This is a genomic window from Agromyces mangrovi, from assembly GCF_030296695.1.
GTDB lineage: Bacteria > Actinomycetota > Actinomycetes > Actinomycetales > Microbacteriaceae > Agromyces > Agromyces mangrovi.
Genome location: NZ_AP027737.1, coordinates 1,114,204 through 1,130,909 on the forward strand (window position 1 = coordinate 1,114,204; position 16,706 = coordinate 1,130,909).

At 71.6% G+C, this 16,706-nt stretch carries 14 protein-coding genes and 1 pseudogene; 8 read left to right on the forward strand and 7 right to left on the reverse strand.

Features of this window, described 5'->3' with window-relative positions; translation table 11 throughout:
• Positions 1-287: 287 nt before the first annotated feature.
• The 4 genes and pseudogenes from ppsA to QUE38_RS05295 all read left to right on the forward strand — a co-directional run bounded on the left by ppsA (position 288) and on the right by QUE38_RS05295 (position 4,774).
• The gene (gene ppsA, locus QUE38_RS05280) at positions 288-2,651 is read left to right on the forward strand and encodes a phosphoenolpyruvate synthase (protein ID WP_286311662.1); all 2,364 of its coding nucleotides are present in this window, start codon (positions 288-290) and stop codon (positions 2,649-2,651) included.
• A gap of 148 nt (positions 2,652-2,799) precedes the next feature.
• The gene (locus tag QUE38_RS05285) at positions 2,800-4,101 is read left to right on the forward strand and encodes an IS1096 element passenger TnpR family protein (RefSeq protein ID WP_286310559.1); all 1,302 of its coding nucleotides are present in this window, start codon (positions 2,800-2,802) and stop codon (positions 4,099-4,101) included.
• Positions 4,102-4,110: 9 nt separating this feature from the next.
• A pseudogene (locus QUE38_RS05290) lies at positions 4,111-4,308 on the forward strand (type II toxin-antitoxin system VapB family antitoxin); the annotation flags it as partial.
• A 61-nt stretch (positions 4,309-4,369) separates the two neighbouring features.
• Positions 4,370-4,774 carry a type II toxin-antitoxin system VapC family toxin gene (locus tag QUE38_RS05295; RefSeq protein ID WP_286310560.1) on the forward strand — a complete coding sequence of 135 codons (405 nt, stop codon included), beginning with the start codon at positions 4,370-4,372 and terminating at the stop codon, positions 4,772-4,774.
• 3 nt (positions 4,775-4,777) lie between these two features.
• On the opposite strand, the gene QUE38_RS05300 is transcribed toward QUE38_RS05295, so the two are convergent.
• A complete protein-coding gene (locus QUE38_RS05300) occupies positions 4,778-6,673 on the reverse strand; it encodes an aminotransferase class V-fold PLP-dependent enzyme (RefSeq protein WP_286310561.1) in 1,896 nt (631 codons plus the stop codon).
• Between the two features lie 128 nt (positions 6,674-6,801).
• Between QUE38_RS05300 and QUE38_RS05305 the strand changes: the two genes are divergently transcribed.
• Complete coding sequence (locus QUE38_RS05305; RefSeq protein WP_286310562.1) at positions 6,802-7,263, forward strand: nucleotidyltransferase domain-containing protein; 462 nt, start codon at positions 6,802-6,804, stop codon at positions 7,261-7,263.
• Between the two features lie 62 nt (positions 7,264-7,325).
• Here the strand turns inward: QUE38_RS05305 and QUE38_RS05310 are convergent, their stop codons facing one another.
• Complete coding sequence (locus tag QUE38_RS05310) at positions 7,326-9,203, reverse strand: metallophosphoesterase (RefSeq protein WP_286310563.1); 1,878 nt, start codon at positions 9,201-9,203, stop codon at positions 7,326-7,328.
• Positions 9,204-9,410: 207 nt separating this feature from the next.
• Here QUE38_RS05310 and ppk2 point away from each other — a divergent pair, with 207 nt between their 5' ends.
• From ppk2 to QUE38_RS05325, 3 genes are all read left to right on the forward strand, one after another.
• The gene (ppk2, locus tag QUE38_RS05315) at positions 9,411-10,226 is read left to right on the forward strand and encodes a polyphosphate kinase 2 (RefSeq protein WP_286310564.1); all 816 of its coding nucleotides are present in this window, start codon (positions 9,411-9,413) and stop codon (positions 10,224-10,226) included.
• 119 nt (positions 10,227-10,345) lie between these two features.
• The gene (locus tag QUE38_RS05320) at positions 10,346-10,531 is read left to right on the forward strand and encodes a hypothetical protein (RefSeq protein WP_281884454.1); all 186 of its coding nucleotides are present in this window, start codon (positions 10,346-10,348) and stop codon (positions 10,529-10,531) included.
• A gap of 642 nt (positions 10,532-11,173) precedes the next feature.
• The gene (locus QUE38_RS05325; RefSeq protein WP_286310565.1) at positions 11,174-11,302 is read left to right on the forward strand and encodes a hypothetical protein; all 129 of its coding nucleotides are present in this window, start codon (positions 11,174-11,176) and stop codon (positions 11,300-11,302) included.
• A gap of 88 nt (positions 11,303-11,390) precedes the next feature.
• On the opposite strand, the gene QUE38_RS05330 is transcribed toward QUE38_RS05325, so the two are convergent.
• From QUE38_RS05330 to QUE38_RS05350, 5 genes are read right to left on the reverse strand one after another with little or no spacing between them, the layout of a single operon-like run.
• Positions 11,391-13,058, reverse strand: a complete 1,668-nt coding sequence (locus QUE38_RS05330) for an ABC transporter permease (protein ID WP_286310566.1) — start codon at positions 13,056-13,058, stop codon at positions 11,391-11,393.
• Positions 13,055-14,059 (reverse strand): ABC transporter ATP-binding protein, encoded by a 1,005-nt coding sequence (locus QUE38_RS05335; RefSeq protein WP_286310567.1) that lies wholly within the window; start codon positions 14,057-14,059, stop codon positions 13,055-13,057. The genes QUE38_RS05330 and QUE38_RS05335 overlap by 4 nt, the downstream gene beginning before the upstream one ends.
• Positions 14,060-14,105: 46 nt before the next feature.
• Positions 14,106-14,774 carry a TetR/AcrR family transcriptional regulator gene (locus QUE38_RS05340; protein WP_286310568.1) on the reverse strand — a complete coding sequence of 223 codons (669 nt, stop codon included), beginning with the start codon at positions 14,772-14,774 and terminating at the stop codon, positions 14,106-14,108.
• Between the two features lie 40 nt (positions 14,775-14,814).
• Positions 14,815-15,780 carry an aldo/keto reductase gene (locus tag QUE38_RS05345; RefSeq protein ID WP_286310569.1) on the reverse strand — a complete coding sequence of 322 codons (966 nt, stop codon included), beginning with the start codon at positions 15,778-15,780 and terminating at the stop codon, positions 14,815-14,817.
• Positions 15,777-16,682, reverse strand: a complete 906-nt coding sequence (locus QUE38_RS05350) for a dihydrodipicolinate synthase family protein (protein WP_286310570.1) — start codon at positions 16,680-16,682, stop codon at positions 15,777-15,779. The genes QUE38_RS05345 and QUE38_RS05350 overlap by 4 nt, the downstream gene beginning before the upstream one ends.
• Positions 16,683-16,706: the final 24 nt, after the last annotated feature.

Here is a 16,706-nt window from a genome sequence, read left to right on the forward strand (position 1 = left end):
AGGGGGTGAGAGCACTTCCCAGCTGACTGAGGGGCGAAGCGGATGCACCGATGAACGCCCAGCTTCGCGACATGCGCACGAAACAACGAGCGGTTCTCAGCGCCCGGCGCACGGCAAGAGAGTGATTTCAACGGTTCACAGTCAAGAACAGCGATTCTTTACGTGGCATCCGTCACCGAAACCGCCCCGAGATGAGCCAATCTCGACTGACCGGACACCCCCGGTGCCTGCCACCTCATGAAGGGACACCCACCGTGGCCAACATCCTCTGGCTCTCCGAACTCGGAATGGACGACATCGGACGGGTGGGCGGCAAGAACGCCTCGCTCGGCGAGCTCATCCACAATCTCGGCGCCGCGGGCGTCAACGTGCCCGGCGGGTTCGCCACCACGGCCGACGCCTTCCGCGCCTTCCTCGGCCAGACCGGCCTCGAGGACCGCATCGCCGCCACGCTGCTCGAGCTCGACAGCTCCGACACGCTGGCGCTGGCGCGCGCCGGCCGCAGCATCCGCACCGACATCATCGAGACGCCGCTGCCCGCCGAACTCGAGCAGGAGATCCGCGACGCCTACGCCACGCTCACCGACGGCGAGGACCCCGACGACCCGGTCTCCTGGGCCGTGCGCTCGAGCGCGACGGCCGAGGACCTCCCCGACGCCTCCTTCGCCGGCCAGCAGGAGACGTTCCTGAACATCCGCGGCATCGACCAGATCCTCCGCGCCGTGCACGAGGTGTACGCCTCCCTCTACAACGACCGCGCCATCTCGTACCGCGTGCACCACGGCTTCGCGCACCTCGACGTCGCCCTGTCGGTCGGCATCCAGCGGATGGTGCGCAGCGACCTCGCCTCGTCGGGCGTCATGTTCACCATCGACACCGAGTCGGGCTTCCAGAACGCGGTGCTCATCACGTCGGCCTACGGACTCGGCGAGGGCGTCGTGCAGGGCGCCGTGAACCCCGACGAGTTCGTCGTCTACAAGCCCGCGCTGAACGCCGGCCGCCCCGCCATCTTGAAGCGCACCGTCGGCGAGAAGGCCACCAAGATGGTCTACACGAAGTCGCAGCACGTCGGGCGCACCGTCGACTTCGTGCCGGTGACGAAGCCCGAGGCGCGCCGCTTCAGCCTGAACGACGCCGAGATCGAGCAGCTCGCCCGCTACGCCGTGTCGATCGAGCAGCACTACGGCCGCCCGATGGACATCGAGTGGGCGAAGGACGGCGTCGACGGGAAGCTCTACATCGTGCAGGCGCGCCCCGAGACCGTGGTCGCCCGCCGCACCGGCCGCACCGAGCGGTTCAGCCTGACCGAGCGCGGCCCGGTCGTCGCCGAGGGGCGCGCGATCGGCCACAAGATCGGCACCGGCGCCGCCCGCGTGCTCACCTCGGTCGAGCAGATGCACGAGTTCCAGCCGGGCGATGTACTGGTCGCCGACATGACCGACCCCGACTGGGAGCCGGTGATGAAGACGGCATCCGCCATCGTCACCAACCGCGGCGGGCGCACCTGCCACGCGGCGATCATCGCGCGCGAGCTCGGCGTGCCGGCGGTCGTCGGCACCGGCACGGCCACTCAGGCGCTCGTCGACGGCCAGCAGGTCACCGTCTCCTGCGGCGAGGGCGAGACCGGGTTCGTGTACGACGGCGTGCTCGACTTCCAGGTGGAGTACAGCGACATGGGCGACCTGCCGGAGCTGCCGACCGCGGTGATGATGAACGTCGGCACCCCGGAGCAGGCGTTCAACTTCGCGCAGACCCCGAACGACGGCATCGGGCTCGCCCGCCTCGAGTTCATCATCAACCGGCAGATCGGCATCCACCCGCGGGCGCTGCTCGACGTCGACGACCAGGCGCCGGAGGTCGCGAAGGAGATCCGCCACCGCATCGCCCCCTACTCCGGCGCACGCGACTTCTTCGTCAAGCGCGTCGCCGAAGGTGTCTCGACGCTCGCGGCCGCCTTCACCCCGAACCCGGTGATCGTGCGCATGTCGGACTTCAAGTCGAACGAGTACGCCAACCTGCTCGGCGGCGAGCGCTACGAGCCCGACGAGGAGAACCCGATGATCGGCTTCCGCGGCGCCTCGCGCTACGTCGCGCCGTCGTTCCGCGAGTGCTTCGACCTCGAGTGCGAGGCCCTGAAGTTCGCCCGCGACGAGATGGGGCTCACGAACATCAAGCTGATGATCCCGTTCGTGCGCACCATCGCCGAGGCCGAGGGGGTCATCGCGGCCCTCGCCGAGAACGGGCTCGTCCGCGGCGAGAACGGCCTCCAGGTCGTGATGATGTGCGAGGTGCCGAGCAACGCGGTGCTCGCCCACGAGTTCCTCAACCACTTCGACGGCTTCTCGATCGGATCGAACGACCTCACCCAGCTCACCCTCGGCGTCGACCGCGACTCGGCCGAGATGGCCCGCGTCTTCGACGAGCGCGACCCCGCGGTGCTGAAGCTGCTCAGCATGGCGATCGAGGCGTGCGTCTCGCGCGGCAAGTACGTCGGCATCTGCGGCCAGGGCCCGAGCGACCACCCCGATTTCGCCGAGTGGCTCATGGCCCAGGGCATCTCGTCGATCTCGCTCAACCCCGACACGGTCGTCGACACCTGGCAGCGGCTCGGCCGGCTCGAGGCGGCGAAGCGCGAGCTGTCCATGGTGTGAGGGGCGGGCGGATGCCGCTGAGCCGCGTCGCTCAGGGGCATCCGCCCGTTCGCACCGCCCCTTCCTCCACAGCCGGGTGCCCGCCCCGTGCTGGGCGTCGGGTCGACCGCGCAGCTCCGCCCGGCGCCGCACCCGCGACGCTGGTCGCATGCCCGCATCCGACACCCTCCCCCGCCCCCGCATCACCGTGCGCGTCGAGCTGCTCGACGCCGACGAACCGACCTGGCGCGAGATCGCCGTCGACGCCTCGCGCGGCCTCGCGACCCTCGCCGACGCGATACTGCTCGCCTTCGGCTGGACCGGCACGGGCAGCTGGCGCTTCGGCACGCGGCACACCCCATGGTGGGGTCGCGAGGCAGATGCCTGGGGCCGGCGCATGCTCACCCCCGCGCGCCCGCACCACCCCGAGGCCGTCGACGACTACGGCGGGTACGGCGAGGGCTGCCAGTGCTCGAGCTGCCGGTACGGCACTGCCTACGACCCCGACCCGGGGCCCGCGCGCGTCGAGCCGGAGTGGACCATCGACCACGTGATCGATCGCTTCGGCGGCACGCTCGAGTTCGAGTACCGGTCGCGCGACGCGCGGCTCGCATCGACGGCCGACGCCCGGCACCACCGCATCACCGCCGGCGTACGCGATGGGGCGACGACGGATGCCTCGGAGCCGGCGGCCGTCCTCGTCGACGGCGCGGGCACGGTGCCGCGCAGCGGGTCCGAGGCGGAGTTCGGCGAACTCGGCGACCCGACGCGACGCGCCGCGCTGCAGCACGAGTTCGCGGTGCGGTTCGGGCCGGATCCGCGGCATGCGCGACCGGCCTCCGCGCCGGGCTGGGAGCCGCTCGACCAGGCGATCCACGGCGCGAGCGCGGCCGCGCGACGCGCGCTGCGCATGGACCTCGTCGAGCTCGGCGCGCTCGACCCGCCCGTGCTCGACGTCGAGGAGGTCGAGCGCGGCACCGCGCAGATCCGGGCGTTCCTCCGCGCCGCCGAAGGGCCCGACGGCATCGATGCCGAGGCCGCGGGCGAACTCGGCGACGACCTCAAGGCCATGCACCTCGTGCGGACGCAGCGCGGCCGACTGCTCACCCTCGTCGCGGCGCGCGATCGGTTCGTGGCCGACCCGGTGGCGCTCTGGTACGAGGTCGCGCAGCAGTTGATGGGCAGCGCGGCCTATCGGGGCGGCGCCGCCATCGACGTGGCGGAGCGCGCGGTCGACCTCGCGTGCGGCGACCACCCGGTGCGCCGGTTCGCGTTCGATCAGGCGCGGGCCTCGGGCCGCATGGGCTACGCGTCGAGCGAGTTCGGGCGCACCCGGGTCGATCGCATGCTCGCGCGCCTCGGCCTGGTCGACGCCGACGGCGGGCCGGACCATCCGAACGCGCGCGCGTTCGGGTTCGCGATGCTGCGCGGCGGGGTCGGTTCGTATATACCGGCAGCCATTGCACGGTAGAATGGTGGAATGGCGTTGAGCATCAAGAGTTCCGAGGCGGAGCAGCTCGCGCGCCGGCTCGCGGCCGCGACCGGCGAGAGCATCACCGGGGCGATCACGACCGCGCTGCGCGAGCGACTCGAACGTGCTGAGGCGACCGACGAGTCCCGCAGCGCGGAACGGGCCGAGCGCCTCGCCGCCATCGGGGCGGATGCCGCCGGCCGGTGGCGCGACGACCTGCGCGCCGCCGACCACGGCGACCTGCTCTACGACGACCGCGGACTCCCCGGTGATCGTCGACACCTCGGCGATCATCGCGATCCTCCGGGACGAGCCCGCCGCCCCGGCCTGCGTCGCCGCACTCGCGTCATCGACAAGTACCTCGATGTCGGCCGGCACGTTCATCGAGGCATCCGTCGTGATCGACTCGAACCGCGACCCGGTGCTGAGTGCGCGCTTCGACGAGCTCGTCGCCGAAGCCGGAATCGAGGTCGTGCCAATCGATGCCGAGCTCGCACGCATCGCACGAGCGGCGTACCGCGACTACGGGAAGGGCAGCGGGCACCCCGCCCGTCTCAACCTGGGGGACTGCTTCGCCTACGCCCTCGCGCGCTCGACCGGGGAGCCGCTTCTCTGCATCGGCGACGACTTCCGACAGACCGACCTGCGATTGGCGGTCGACCCAACGGCCTGACGGCTACTTGGTGAGGCAGACCGCGGGGAGGTCGAACCAGCGGAGGTGCTCGAAGTCGGCGGAGAGCGTCGCCGGTGAGGCGTCCGCCCGATCGGCGTCGGCGGGCGGGTGCGGCAACTCAGCGGCATCCGTCACCTGCACCTCTTCGAACGGATGCGTCGTCGCAGCGGCATCCGTCATCTCGGCCGCCCCCGGGGCGGCCACCCCGCCGCCCGCGGCCGCGAAGCGCTGCCGCGCCTCGGCGAGGTACCCGGCGAGCGCCGACTCCGGCGCGCGGTCGTCGTGGTGCGGGTACGCCATGCGGCCGTCGGCGTCGTACGACACCTCGCGCAGGCGCAGCGGCGGCTCGGCGGGTCCGCGCCGGTGGCGCCAGAGGCCGGTGTCGGGGTCGAAGGCGTAGTCGGGGAGCATCCGCCAGCCGTCTCTGGCGACGAGCCGCACGGCCTCGACGAGGTAGTCGAACACGGCCTCGGAGATGAAGTAGTTGAAGTTGATGCGCACCCAGCCGGGCTTGATGCCCTCGCAGCCGCGGGCGATCTCGCGCTCGAACTCGTGCGAGCGCTCGATGTCGATGCCGAGCAGCTCGTGGCCGTACGGGCCGGCGCACGAGCAGCCGCCACGCGACTGGATGCCGAACAGGTCGTTCAGCAGCGCGACGACGAAGTTGTGGTGCAGGTAGCGGCCGCTCGGGGCGCGCACCACGAACGAGACGATCGACAGGCGCTCGGCGTCGAGGTTGCCGAGCACCTCGATCGCGGGCTCGTCGTGCCAGGCGGCGATCGCGCGGCGCAGGAAGTCGTCCTCGAGGGCGCGGATCGCAGGCACGCCGACCGCGTCCTTCAGCCCGAACACGAGCCCGGCGCGGATCGACTCGACGATCGCCGGCGTGCCGCCCTCCTCGCGGTGGGCGACGTCGGCGAGGTACTCGTGCTCGGTCGGGTTGACGAACGCGACCGTGCCGCCGCCCGGCACGTCGGGCACCCGGTTGGTCGCGAGCTCGCGACGCACGACCAGCACGCCCGGCGTCGACGGCCCGCCGATGAACTTGTGCGGGCTGAGGAAGATCGCGTCCTTGTAGGCGCCTTCCGAGAGGGCCCGCGCGGGCGGGCCGTGGTACATCTCGACGTCGATGTACGGGGCCGCGGCGGCGAAGTCCCAGAACGACAGGGCGCCGTGCCGGTGCAGCAGCGTCGAGATGCCGGCCGTGTCGCTCACGATGCCGGTCACGTTGCTCGCCGCGGAGAACGATCCGATCTTGAGCGGGCGGCCTTCGTAGCGGCGCAGTTCGGCCTCGAGGGCTTCCTGGTCGATGTGGCCGTCGGCATCCTGCGGGATGGTCACGACGTCGGCGATCGACTCGCGCCACGGCAGCTCGTTCGAGTGGTGCTCGAACGGGCCGATGAACACGACCGGGCGGTCGGCGGCCGGGATGGCGTCGGTGAGGTGGTAGCGGTCGTCGAGGGCGGATGCCACGCGCAGGCCGAGCATCCCCACCAGCTTGTCGATCGCGCCGGTCGACCCGGCGCCGGTGAAGATCACGACCGTGTCGTCGTCGCCGCCCACGGCGTCGTGGATCGTCGCGCGCGCGTCCTCGCGCAACCGAGTCGTCTGCAGGCCCGTGCCGCTCGACTCGGTGTGCGTGTTCGCGTAGCGCGGCAGCACCTCGTCGCGCACGAAGTCCTCGATGAACGTGAGCGCCCGACCCGACGCCGTGTAGTCAGCGTACGTCACACGCCGCGGCCCGTACGGCCCGGGCACGACCTGGTCGTCGCCGATGACCGACTCGCGGATGCGGCGCACCAGCGCCGACCGCCGGATCGCATCGATGTGCGCCCGGTCGTCGTGGCTGGGGTGCGCGGTGCCCGCCTCGGCGGTTGCATCCGCTCGGTGGAGGTCCACACGCCCGAGGGTACCGCCGCCCGCCGTCGGCGGCCAGAGCGAGCGGATGCCCACTACTGGTACATCAATCTGTACAGATTCTCTATTCTCGTGCCATGGCTACGACTGACTCACGCGCACTCGAGGTGATGCCGGTCGCGGAGACACGCGCGAACTTGTCCGCCGTGCTTCGCGACTTCCGCGCGAACGGAGCCGATGCCGAACCGGTCGTCATCGGCTCCCACCGAAAGCCCGAGGCGGTGCTCATCCCCTATCGGCGGTACGTCGCGACCGCACGTACGGAGACCTCGGACACCCTGGTGGACGTACGCACACTCCTGCATCGTCGACGTTCGCTCATCGAGCGGCTCGCCCAGACCAACCGCATCAGCTCCGTCGAACTGTTCGGATCCGTCGCCCGCGGCGAGGACGGCCCCGAGAGCGACATCGACCTGCTGGTCGTTCCAGACGACGGCGCTTCCCTGTTCGACCTTGCACGATTCGAGTCCGACATGGAGGAGCTCTTCGGCCGCAAGGTCGATGTCGTCTCGCGACGAGGCCTGGACCCGGAACGCCACCGCGGAATCCTCAACGACGCACAGCCCCTGTGACACACGAGCGCCGGCCCCGCGACACGCGTCGCGGAGCCGGCGCCCAGAGCAGCGAGCGGGCGTCAGCCCCCGATCGTGAACACGTCGATCACCTTCGGCGCCTCGCCCGCGGTCACGTTCGCCGAGTAGCTCGTCACCTCACCGGTCGCGGTGTCGAACACCGTGAACACGGCCAGGTCGTTCGACTGCACGAACGGCTGCGGGGTGCCGTCGGCCGCGAGGTACGGGTCGACGGTCGGCACGATCGGGTCGAGGCCACCGGGGTTGCCCTGCGCCCAGTAGTTCGACGCGTCCCACGGCGCCGGCGGCACCGGACGCGACCGACCCGAGAGCGGGTGGTAGGCGCCGTAGCTGTTGCCGGTGTTCGAGGTCTCGATCCAGTTCGTCGTGTCGTTGTCGCTGACGAAGCGGTTCCAGAGGTGCGAGTGACCGTTCTGCACGAGGTCGACGCCGGCATCCTCGAGCAGGGGCTGCAGGTCGTAGAGCAGTTCGTTCTCGGTCGCCGGGTACTCGTAGCGCACGCCGACGACGTCGCCCGAGGCATCCGTCTCCTCGATCCGCTGCGGATCGGCGAACTGCGGCATGACGTTGTCACCGAGCCCCTGCGGGCCCTCGTGCAGGATCACCACGCGGTACTTCGCGTCCTGGAACGCATCGCTCGCGAGCTCGTCGGCCAGCCACGCGTACTGGTCGCTCGACGCGTCGATCGCCTCGAAGATGTGCTCGCCGTAGCCCTGCGCGAACGGGTCGTCGAGGTTCTGCGCGCCCTCCTGGTAGCGGGAGTTCGCGGTGCGCACGGCCGGGTCGGCCTGCGCCGTCGTGCCGCGCCAGATGCGGGTCGAGTACAGCGAGACGAGGCGCACGTCGCCGAACGTCGTGGCGTAGTAGGTCTCGCCGCCGGACGCGCTCTCGGGCAGGGTGAAGATCTCCTCGTAGGTGCGGGTCGAGAAGGAGTTGTCCTCGATCCACGCGGCCTTCACCTCGGGGTCGCCGGTCGGGTTGACCTCGTCGGCCACCTCGGCGTACGCGGCCTCGGCGACCGCGACGGGCACCGGATTGTTGAATGACGCATTGAGGCTCGTGGCGCCGTCGCGGCGACCCTGCACCTCGTGGTTGCCGATCGCGGGGAACAGCGGCGCGTTCTGGATGATCGCCGCACCGCCGTACTCGACGCCACCGGTCGACACGCGCCCACCCGTGCCCTGCAGCACCGGGAAGAACGCGCTGCCGCGGGTGTCGTCGAACCACTCCGACGCCCGGTCGGGAATGTTCACCAGGTCGCCGGCGACGAACACGCCGTCGATGTCGCCGATCGTCTCGGCGGCGAGCTGCAGGTTCGCGGGGGTGTTGACCATGGCCTGGTGGTCGCTGGTCAGCAGGATCTTCGTGCCCTGCCCCTCGGCGGGCGCCGGCTGCAGGGTGAAGGCAGCGGATGCCACGAGCTGCTGCCCGTGCAGACTCACGACGCGGTACGGCACCTCGTCGCCCGGCTCGAGCCCTTCGACGACGGCCTCGTGCCGCCAGATCGCGCGGTCGACGATGCCGTCCTCGGGCAGCGGCTTCACCTCGTCGGGGATGCGCGACCCCGAGTCCTCGGCCGTGCGGCTGAGCTGCATGGTCGTCGCGCGCACCGAGCGAACGTCGGCGCCCTTCTTCGCGTGCACGGCCTTGGCGAGCGCCTTGCCCTCGAGGTCGGCGACGCCGTCGCCCAGCAGCACGGCGTGCTGCGACCCGGCGAACTCGGTGAACCAGACCACGGTCACGCCGGTCTCGGTGGGCGCCTGCAGGAACGGGTCCGTGAGCAGCTCGGTCGCGGCGGCGGGCGTCGAGCCCGGCGCGGGTGCCGCGGTCGCGGCGGGCACGGCGACCGCGAAGGTCGCCGCGGTAAGCGCCGCCGCGGCAGCGGCCACGGCGACGTTGGAACGGGTGGTGCGAGGCATCGTGTGTCTCCAGTCGGTTTCGTAGGCACCTGTCGAAGACACGCTCACGGGCGTCCGTGACGGCCGGGTGTCGCGTTCCGGGCCGCGAGGCGAATTCGATGAGTCCGCTGTGAACCGCGCGTCGACACGGCCCGCGCCACCAGTGCGAAACCCGTGCGCTCCGCGGCATCCGCCCCCTAGGCTTTCGGGCACGAGGAAGGCAGGGCCATGACCAAGCGGATGCCGAAGGCGCTGTACAAGCGCGAGCTCAAGAACCTGCAGGCGCAGCTCGTCGAGATGCAGAAGTGGGTGCAGCAGTCGGGGGCGCGCGTCGTCGTGATCTTCGAGGGGCGCGATGCGGCCGGCAAGGGGTCCGCGATCAAGCGTGTCTCGGAGTACCTGAACCCGCGGCAGGCGCGCATCGTCGCCCTGCCCGCGCCGAGCGAGCGCGACAAGACGCGCTGGTACTTCCAGCGGTACGTACCGCACCTGCCGTCGGCCGGCGAGATCGTGCTGATGGACCGCTCCTGGTACAACCGCGCCGGCGTCGAGCGCGTCATGGGCTACTGCACGAACGAGGAGTACCAGCGGTTCCTGCAGCAGGCCCCGATCTTCGAGCGGATGCTCGTGGACGACGGCATCATCCTGCTGAAGTACTGGTTCAGCGTCTCCGACGTCGTGCAGGAGGAGCGCTTCCGCTCGCGCCTCGACGACCCGATGCGGCGGTGGAAGCTGAGCGTCACCGACCTCGCGTCGATCACGAAGTGGGAGGACTACTCGCGCGCGAAGGACCGCATGTTCGTGCACACCGACATCGCCGAGGCGCCCTGGTACGAGATCGAGAGCGACGACAAGCGCCGGTCGCGCATCAACGTGATGGCGCACATCCTGCAGAAGGTGCCGTGGGAGCCCGTGCCGCAGCGGCAGATCGAGATTCCGGAGCGACCGCCGTCGGAGGGCTACGAGCGCCCGCCGCGCCAGTGGACGAACTCGGTGCCCGACTACGCGCGCGAGGTCGAGCAGCGCGAGGCCGGCAAGATATAGCCGAGCGGATGCCTCGGGGCGGCGTCGCGACAGCCGGGCGAGCCCTGACCCCGGCGCGCCCGAAACGCGAGAGAATGGAGGGTACCCGCTCAGAGGGGAACCGCGTCGAGGAGGACGTCATGAGCGCAGAGACCAGCCTGTTCGAGCCCACGCACCGCGGCACCTCGCCGTGGACCAACGGCGCCTGGGGCGGCGCGATCGCCACCACCGGTCCGGTGCACCAGCCGACCGGAGCAGTCGACACCGCGCCCGACACGCGCCTGCGCATCTGGCACGCGATCGCGAACCTCTTCCACCGCAGCTGAGCCCGACTCGCGCACTTCCCTCGGCACAGACGAGGAGCGGATGCCCCTGAGCCGACGCGCGCACGCGGGCGCACATGCCGCCCGAGGCATCCGGAACTGACAGCCTGCTCTCAGGATCGTTCGGTATGGTCAGACCACAGGCAGTCGGGAACTCTCCCCCAGTCCCACTGCCTGGTCAGAGAGGGAAGTGATCACGTGGCACTCCACACCCGCAGCGCGTCGCACGTCGACGCTCTGGGTGCGCTGCTGCGCCACTTCCGAGATCGGGTCTTCGCGGCGTAGCGCCCCGCCTGCATCCCCCTTGGCAGGCGGCGAGGCGCTCCCTTCCGCCGCGTCCGACGCCGGTCGCGCACCGGCGCGTCGTCGAGGCGATCGGCCCTGCTTCCCCCAAGCGAGGCCTGTCGCGCCCGGCCGCCGGTGCGCTTCCTCTGACTCCCCCACCCCTGCATACGCCGCCCTGCATACGCCGGCCCGGCGAGGCGTTCCCAGCGCCCGCCACCCCCTGCATACGCCGTGTCGAGACGTGCGCCGTTCCCCCGCGCACGTCTCGCTCCCGCCGGTTCTCCCCCTGCCCGGCGGGACTCGACCCCGAACCCCCGAGCCCGCGCCCGACCCGCCCACACCCCACGAAAGGACCGCACCATGACGAACGACCTCATCTCCCCCGTCGCCGACCCCGAGCTGGTCGTCACCGACGACGGCGCGATCCTGCGCCGCCCGGTCGCCAGCACGGCCGACGCCGCCGAGCACGGCGAGCTGGTCGGCGCGTAGCGCGACGGCCCGGTTGCGCGAAGCGCGACACGACAGATACAGAGCGAGCGGATGCCCCGGGGCATCCGCTCGCACTCGCATGTACCGGTCAGTCGGTGACGAGGTCGCGCCTGCGGAACCCGGCCACGCCCACCGCCGCGACCACCACCGCGATGCCGGTGAGCACGAGCATCGCGACTCCAGACAGCTCGGCGCCGGGGTACTCGCCGACGTGCTCGAACGGCGAGACGTCGTACGCGAGGTCGGGCAGGTCGAGGATCGGCCCGAACATCGCGACGATGAACGAGTAGCCGAAGAGCGCCCAGACGGCGAGCAGCCAGCGCGGCAGCCAGCCGTAGAGCAGGCCCGCGACCGCGAGCACGACCCACACGGCGGGCACGTGGGCGACGTGGCCGAGCACGACGTCCCCGAACAGCGACCAGTCGCCGATCGAGGCCAAGGCGCCGATCGCCTGGCCCACCCCCGACAGGAATTGCAGCCACGCCACGGCGAGCGCCGACACGACGAGCCACGACGTCATCCAGCCGACTCGACCGACGGCGGCCGCGAGCACGCCCTCGCCGCGCCCGTCGAATTCCTCGGAGCGCAGCGACTGCACCGAGCCGATCGCGTAGATCGTGGCGAAGAACGCCATCATCACGCCCATGAGGCCGAGGTAGCCGGTGAGCAGGTCGTCCTCGGCGCCCATGATCGCGATCAGCTCGGGCGGTGCGTCGACGAACCCCTCGACGAGCGGCTGCGCGAAGCTGCCGTACGCGATCGCCGAGACGAACAGCGCGAGCGACCAGCCGACGATTCCCGCGCGCTGCAGGCGGAACGCGAGGGCGAACGGGCTCGCGAGCCACGCCGCCGCGACCGGGCTGCCGCGACGCGCGGCGACGAGCCCCGACCCGAGGTCGCGACGCGCGGTCAGCACGTACCCGACGACGGTGAACGCCGCGGCGAACGCGAGCGACAGGGCGAGCAGCCACCACCGGTCGAGCACGAACGGCGCGGTCTGCTGCGACCAGCCGATCGGCGACAGCCACGACAGCCAACCGAGGTCGCCGCCCTGCGCGCTCGACATGTCGCCGAGGCCGCGCACCAGGAACGCGACGCCGAGCACCGCGCCCGCGATGCCCGTGCCGCCACGGGAGAATGCGGTGAGCTGCGCGGTCGTCGCGGCGAGGCCGGCGAACGCGATGCCGGCGGCGGCGACGGATGCCCCGAAGAGGAACGATCCACCCGCATCCGCCCCCTGCGCCGTGAGCACGACGCCGTACAGCACCGCGACGAACAGGTTCATCAGCACCGCGACCAGCAGCGCCGCGGTGAGCGGCGCGAACCGGCCGACCGCGCTCGCCCGCACGAGCTCGGCGCGACCGGCCTGCTCCTCGTGCCGCGTGTGCCGCATGACCGTGACGATGCTCATGAAGCCCGCCGCGGTGATGAGGTACAGGCCGTACTGGCTCACGAGGAACCGGTCGAGCGTGAGGTCGTCGTATCCGAACCCGGGCCCGCCGAGCAGCGCGCCGACCGGGCTCGCGGTGAACCCGACGATCGCCTGCAGGTCCTCCGGCGTCGGGAACACCGCCCGCAGCACGCCCGAGAAGTAGACGAGCATCACCGTCAGCGTGAGCGTCCAGCCGAAGAAGTGGATGCGGTCGCGCCGCAGCATGAACCGCAGCAGCGAACCGGTGCGGGCGAGCGGTCGCGGTGGGTCGAGCGGGGCGGATGCCTCGGAGGCGCGCCGCGCGGGGGCGGTGACGGTGCTCATCGCGAGGTCTCCGCGTTCGTCGGGGCGGGGGTGCCGTCGGAGTCGACCGACTCAGGGGCATCCGTCGCCTGATCGCCGTAGTGGCGCAGCAGCAGCTGCTCGAGCGTCGGCGGGGTCGCGGTGAGGCCGGTCACCCCGAGGCCGCCGAGGCGCGCGATGACGCCGGGCATCGCCTCGCCGTCGACGTCGAAGCGCACGAGTCCGTCGTCGACGCGGAAGTGGTGGATGCCCGGGAGCGCGGCGAGCGCGCTCGCGTCGGCGGTCGTCTCGAGGGCGACGCTCGTGCGGGTGAGGTGGCGGAGCTCTGCGAGGGATCCGGTCTCGACGTTGCGCCCCTCGCGGATGATCGAGATGCGGTCGGCGAGCACCTCGACCTGCGCGAGGATGTGGCTCGACAGCAGCACGGTGCGCCCGGCGGCGGTCACGTCGCGGATGCACGCCTGGAACTCCGCCTCCATGAGCGGGTCGAGGCTCGCGGTCGGCTCGTCGAGCAACAGCAGCTCGACGTCGCTGGCGAGCGCCGCGATGAGCGCGACCTTCTGCCGGTTGCCCTTCGAGTAGGTGCGGCCCTTCTTGCCCGGGTCGAGGTCGAAGCGGTCGCAGAGCTCGTCGCGCCGGCCGCGGTGGATGCCGCCGCGCAGGCGCCCGAGCACGTCGATCGCCTCGCCGCCGGTGAGGTTCGGCCAGAGCTCGACGTCGCCCGGCACGTAGGCGATCCGTCGGTGCAGCGCGACCGCGTCGCGCCAGGGGTCGCCACCGAGCAGGCGCACGTCGCCGCCGTCGGAGCGCAGCAGCCCGAGCAGGATGCGGATGGTCGTGGACTTGCCCGCGCCGTTGGGGCCGAGCAGGCCCAGCACCTCGCCGCGTTCGACCGTGAGGTCGAGGCCGTCGAGCGCCGTGGTGCGGCCGAAGCGCTTGCGCAGGCCGGTGATCTCGATCGCGGGGTCGGTTGTGGTGTCGGTGCGGGGCGGTGTCGTGGTGGTGCCGGTGGTCGTCGTCATGGGATCGCCTTCGATCGGGTCGTGGGGTCTACGGGGGTGGGGAGGGTCAGGCGGTGTCGCCGCCGCCCTCCGGCGGATCGGGCATGTACTCGAGGTACGTGTCGAGCAGGGCGCGGTCGGTGAGGAACCCCTCGGTCATGAGCTCGAGCGCCGGCAGCGCGGTGTGCTCGATGGCGCGGAGCATGCCGTCGCCGGGGTTCGCCGCTGCGCCCGGTCGCAGCCCATCGAGCATGATCGCGCCGAACACCGCGCCCATCAGGTAGCGGGCTCGCGCCTCCTCGTCGCGGCTCGGCACGATCGTGCCCGCGGCGACGCCCTCGGCGATGTACTCGAGCGCGTCGGCGACCATGTGGTCGACGAACTCGGCGGCGTGCGGCCCGCCGTCCTGGATGCTGCGCAGCACGTACCCCACGAGCGGCCGGTACTCGTCGATGCGCGCGAGCTGCCCGAGGAACGCGCCCGGTGCGCCGGGCTCGGCGAGCACGTCGCGCTTCGCCTCCCGCACGGTGCGGAACACGTACGCGTCGCACGCGGCGCGCAGGGCTTCCTTCGACCCGAAGGTCTTGATGACGGATGCCGCGCTGACGCCCGCGTCGTCCGCGATCGCCCGCACCCCGACCCCGAAGCCGTCGCGCGCGAACCGGTCGATCGCGGCCGCTCGGATGCGGGCCCGCGTGGACAGTTCGTGCGGCTCCGGCGCCATCGGTGAACGCATGTTCACCATGGTAAACGGGCGTTCACCGGGCGCGCAAGAGCTACCAGGCGTAGGCCTCCGGCGCAGGTCCCGGACCGGGCCAGATCTCGTCGAGCCGCGCGAGCACCGCGGGTCCGAGGTCGACGTCGGCAGCCTCGGCGAGCGCCTCCAGCTGCGAGCGGCTGCGCGGTCCGACGATGGTAGACGTCACCCCCGGCTGCGCGAGCAGCCAGGCGAGTGCGAGCACCGCGACCGACAGGCTCGCCTCGCGCGCGAGGTCTCGCGTCGCCTCGAGCTGCTCGCGATGCGCGGCGGCTCGCTGCGCGAACTCGGCGCTCCTGCGACGGCCGCTGCCCGAGGCGTCCGACTCGGCGAGGAGTCCTCCGGCGAGCGGGCTCCACGGCACCACGCCGATGCCCAGCTCACGCGCGGCCGGCAGCACCTCCAGCTCCACCGTGCGCTGGGCGAGGTTGTAGACCGACTGCTCCGAGACGATGCCGAGCGCACCGCGTGCCGCGGCCGACGCCTGCGCCGTCGCGAGGTGCCAGCCGGCGAAGTTCGACGAGCCGATGTACGTGATCTTGCCCTGCGCCCGCAGCAGGTCGAACGCCTCCCACACCTCCGGCCAGGGCGCCGCGCGGTCCACATGGTGCATCTGGTAGACGTCGATGTGGTCGGTGCGCAGGCGCCGCAGCGACGCCTCGCAGGCCTCCCGGATGTGTCGTGCGGAGAGACCGCCGCCGTTGGGACCCGGGTGGGTGCGCTCGAAGACCTTCGTGGCGAGCACGATCCGGTCGCGCCGCGACGGATCCGCCGCGAGCCACTCGCCGATGATCTCCTCGGACGCGTGCGGGCGCTCGGGAGGCCCGTAGCGGTTCGCGGTGTCGACGTAGGTGATGCCGACGTCGAGGGCCGCGTCGAGCACGTCGTGGGCGGCACGCGCGTCGGCGTGCGACCCGAAGTTCATGGTGCCGAGGCACAGGCGCGACACCTCGAGGCGGCTCCGCCCCAGATTCGCGTACCTCACCCGGCGCGTACCTCCGCCTCGGCGGCCTCGCGCACCCGGGCGAGCTCCGTCGCGTCGACCTCAGCGGGCCGCCACCGCGACGACGTGCGCATGCCGATGCCCGCCCGGAGTTCGACCAGGTGCTTGGCCGACCCGGGGTACGTCGGGCCCATCCGCTCCTCCACTTCCACCAGAGAGGCCTGCAGCGACTCGGCGCGCGCAGCGTCACCACGGTGCGCGGCATCGAACACGTCGCGCGCGGCGTCGGGGTAGACGTTCGCCACCCACCCGGAAAGACCCGAGACCCCCACGGCGATCGACTCGGCGAACGACTCGATCCCCGCGTTGAAGATGCGCATCGGCGTGCCGGTAGCCCCGGCCACGCGCGCACGCATCCGCTCGACGTCGTGGCTCGTCTCCTTGAAGAACGCGAAGCGGCCCGTGTGCGCCAGCCACGCAACAGTCTCGTCGCCGAGCACCCGGTGGTACGGCAGCGGGCACTCGTAGATGCCGAGCACCACGTCGGGGTGCGCTCGCAGCACCGCGTCGACCACGGTCCGGAGTGCCGACTCGTCGTCCTGCTCGGCCAGCACGACCGACGCGACGAGCACGACGATGTCGACACCGACGGCCGCGAGTTCTGCGACCCGATCCGCGGTCTCGTCCGGCGAGCCGGGCTCCGCAACCGCGGCGCAGACCGGAACCCGTCCGGCGGCGCGTGCGACCACCCGCGCGGCGACCTCGAGTCGCTCGGCGTGCGACAGCTCGTACATCTCGCCCGAGAGCGCGACGGGGAACAGGCCGGCGGCGCCGCGCTCGATGAGCCAGTCCGTGTAGCGGTCGAGCACGTCGAGGTCGACGCGATCGCCATCGTCGTAGGGGGTCAGCATGACCGGCCAGATGCCGGCGGGTGGGGACTGCACGTGGGTGTTCTCCAAGGTCGGCGC

Coding starts and splice junctions, on each gene's coding strand:
- ppsA (WP_286311662.1), top strand. CDS start 288: ATGGACGACATCGGACGGGTGGGCGGCAAGAACGCCTCGCTCGGCGAG.
- QUE38_RS05285 (WP_286310559.1), top strand. CDS start 2,800: ATGCCCGCATCCGACACCCTCCCCCGCCCCCGCATCACCGTGCGCGTC.
- QUE38_RS05305 (WP_286310562.1), top strand. CDS start 6,802: ATGCCGGTCGCGGAGACACGCGCGAACTTGTCCGCCGTGCTTCGCGAC.
- QUE38_RS05310 (WP_286310563.1), bottom strand. CDS start 9,203: ATGCCTCGCACCACCCGTTCCAACGTCGCCGTGGCCGCTGCCGCGGCG.
- ppk2 (WP_286310564.1), top strand. CDS start 9,411: ATGACCAAGCGGATGCCGAAGGCGCTGTACAAGCGCGAGCTCAAGAAC.
- QUE38_RS05320 (WP_281884454.1), top strand. CDS start 10,346: ATGAGCGCAGAGACCAGCCTGTTCGAGCCCACGCACCGCGGCACCTCG.
- QUE38_RS05325 (WP_286310565.1), top strand. CDS start 11,174: ATGACGAACGACCTCATCTCCCCCGTCGCCGACCCCGAGCTGGTCGTC.
- QUE38_RS05330 (WP_286310566.1), bottom strand. CDS start 13,058: ATGAGCACCGTCACCGCCCCCGCGCGGCGCGCCTCCGAGGCATCCGCC.
- QUE38_RS05335 (WP_286310567.1), bottom strand. CDS start 14,059: ATGACGACGACCACCGGCACCACCACGACACCGCCCCGCACCGACACC.
- QUE38_RS05340 (WP_286310568.1), bottom strand. CDS start 14,774: ATGCGTTCACCGATGGCGCCGGAGCCGCACGAACTGTCCACGCGGGCC.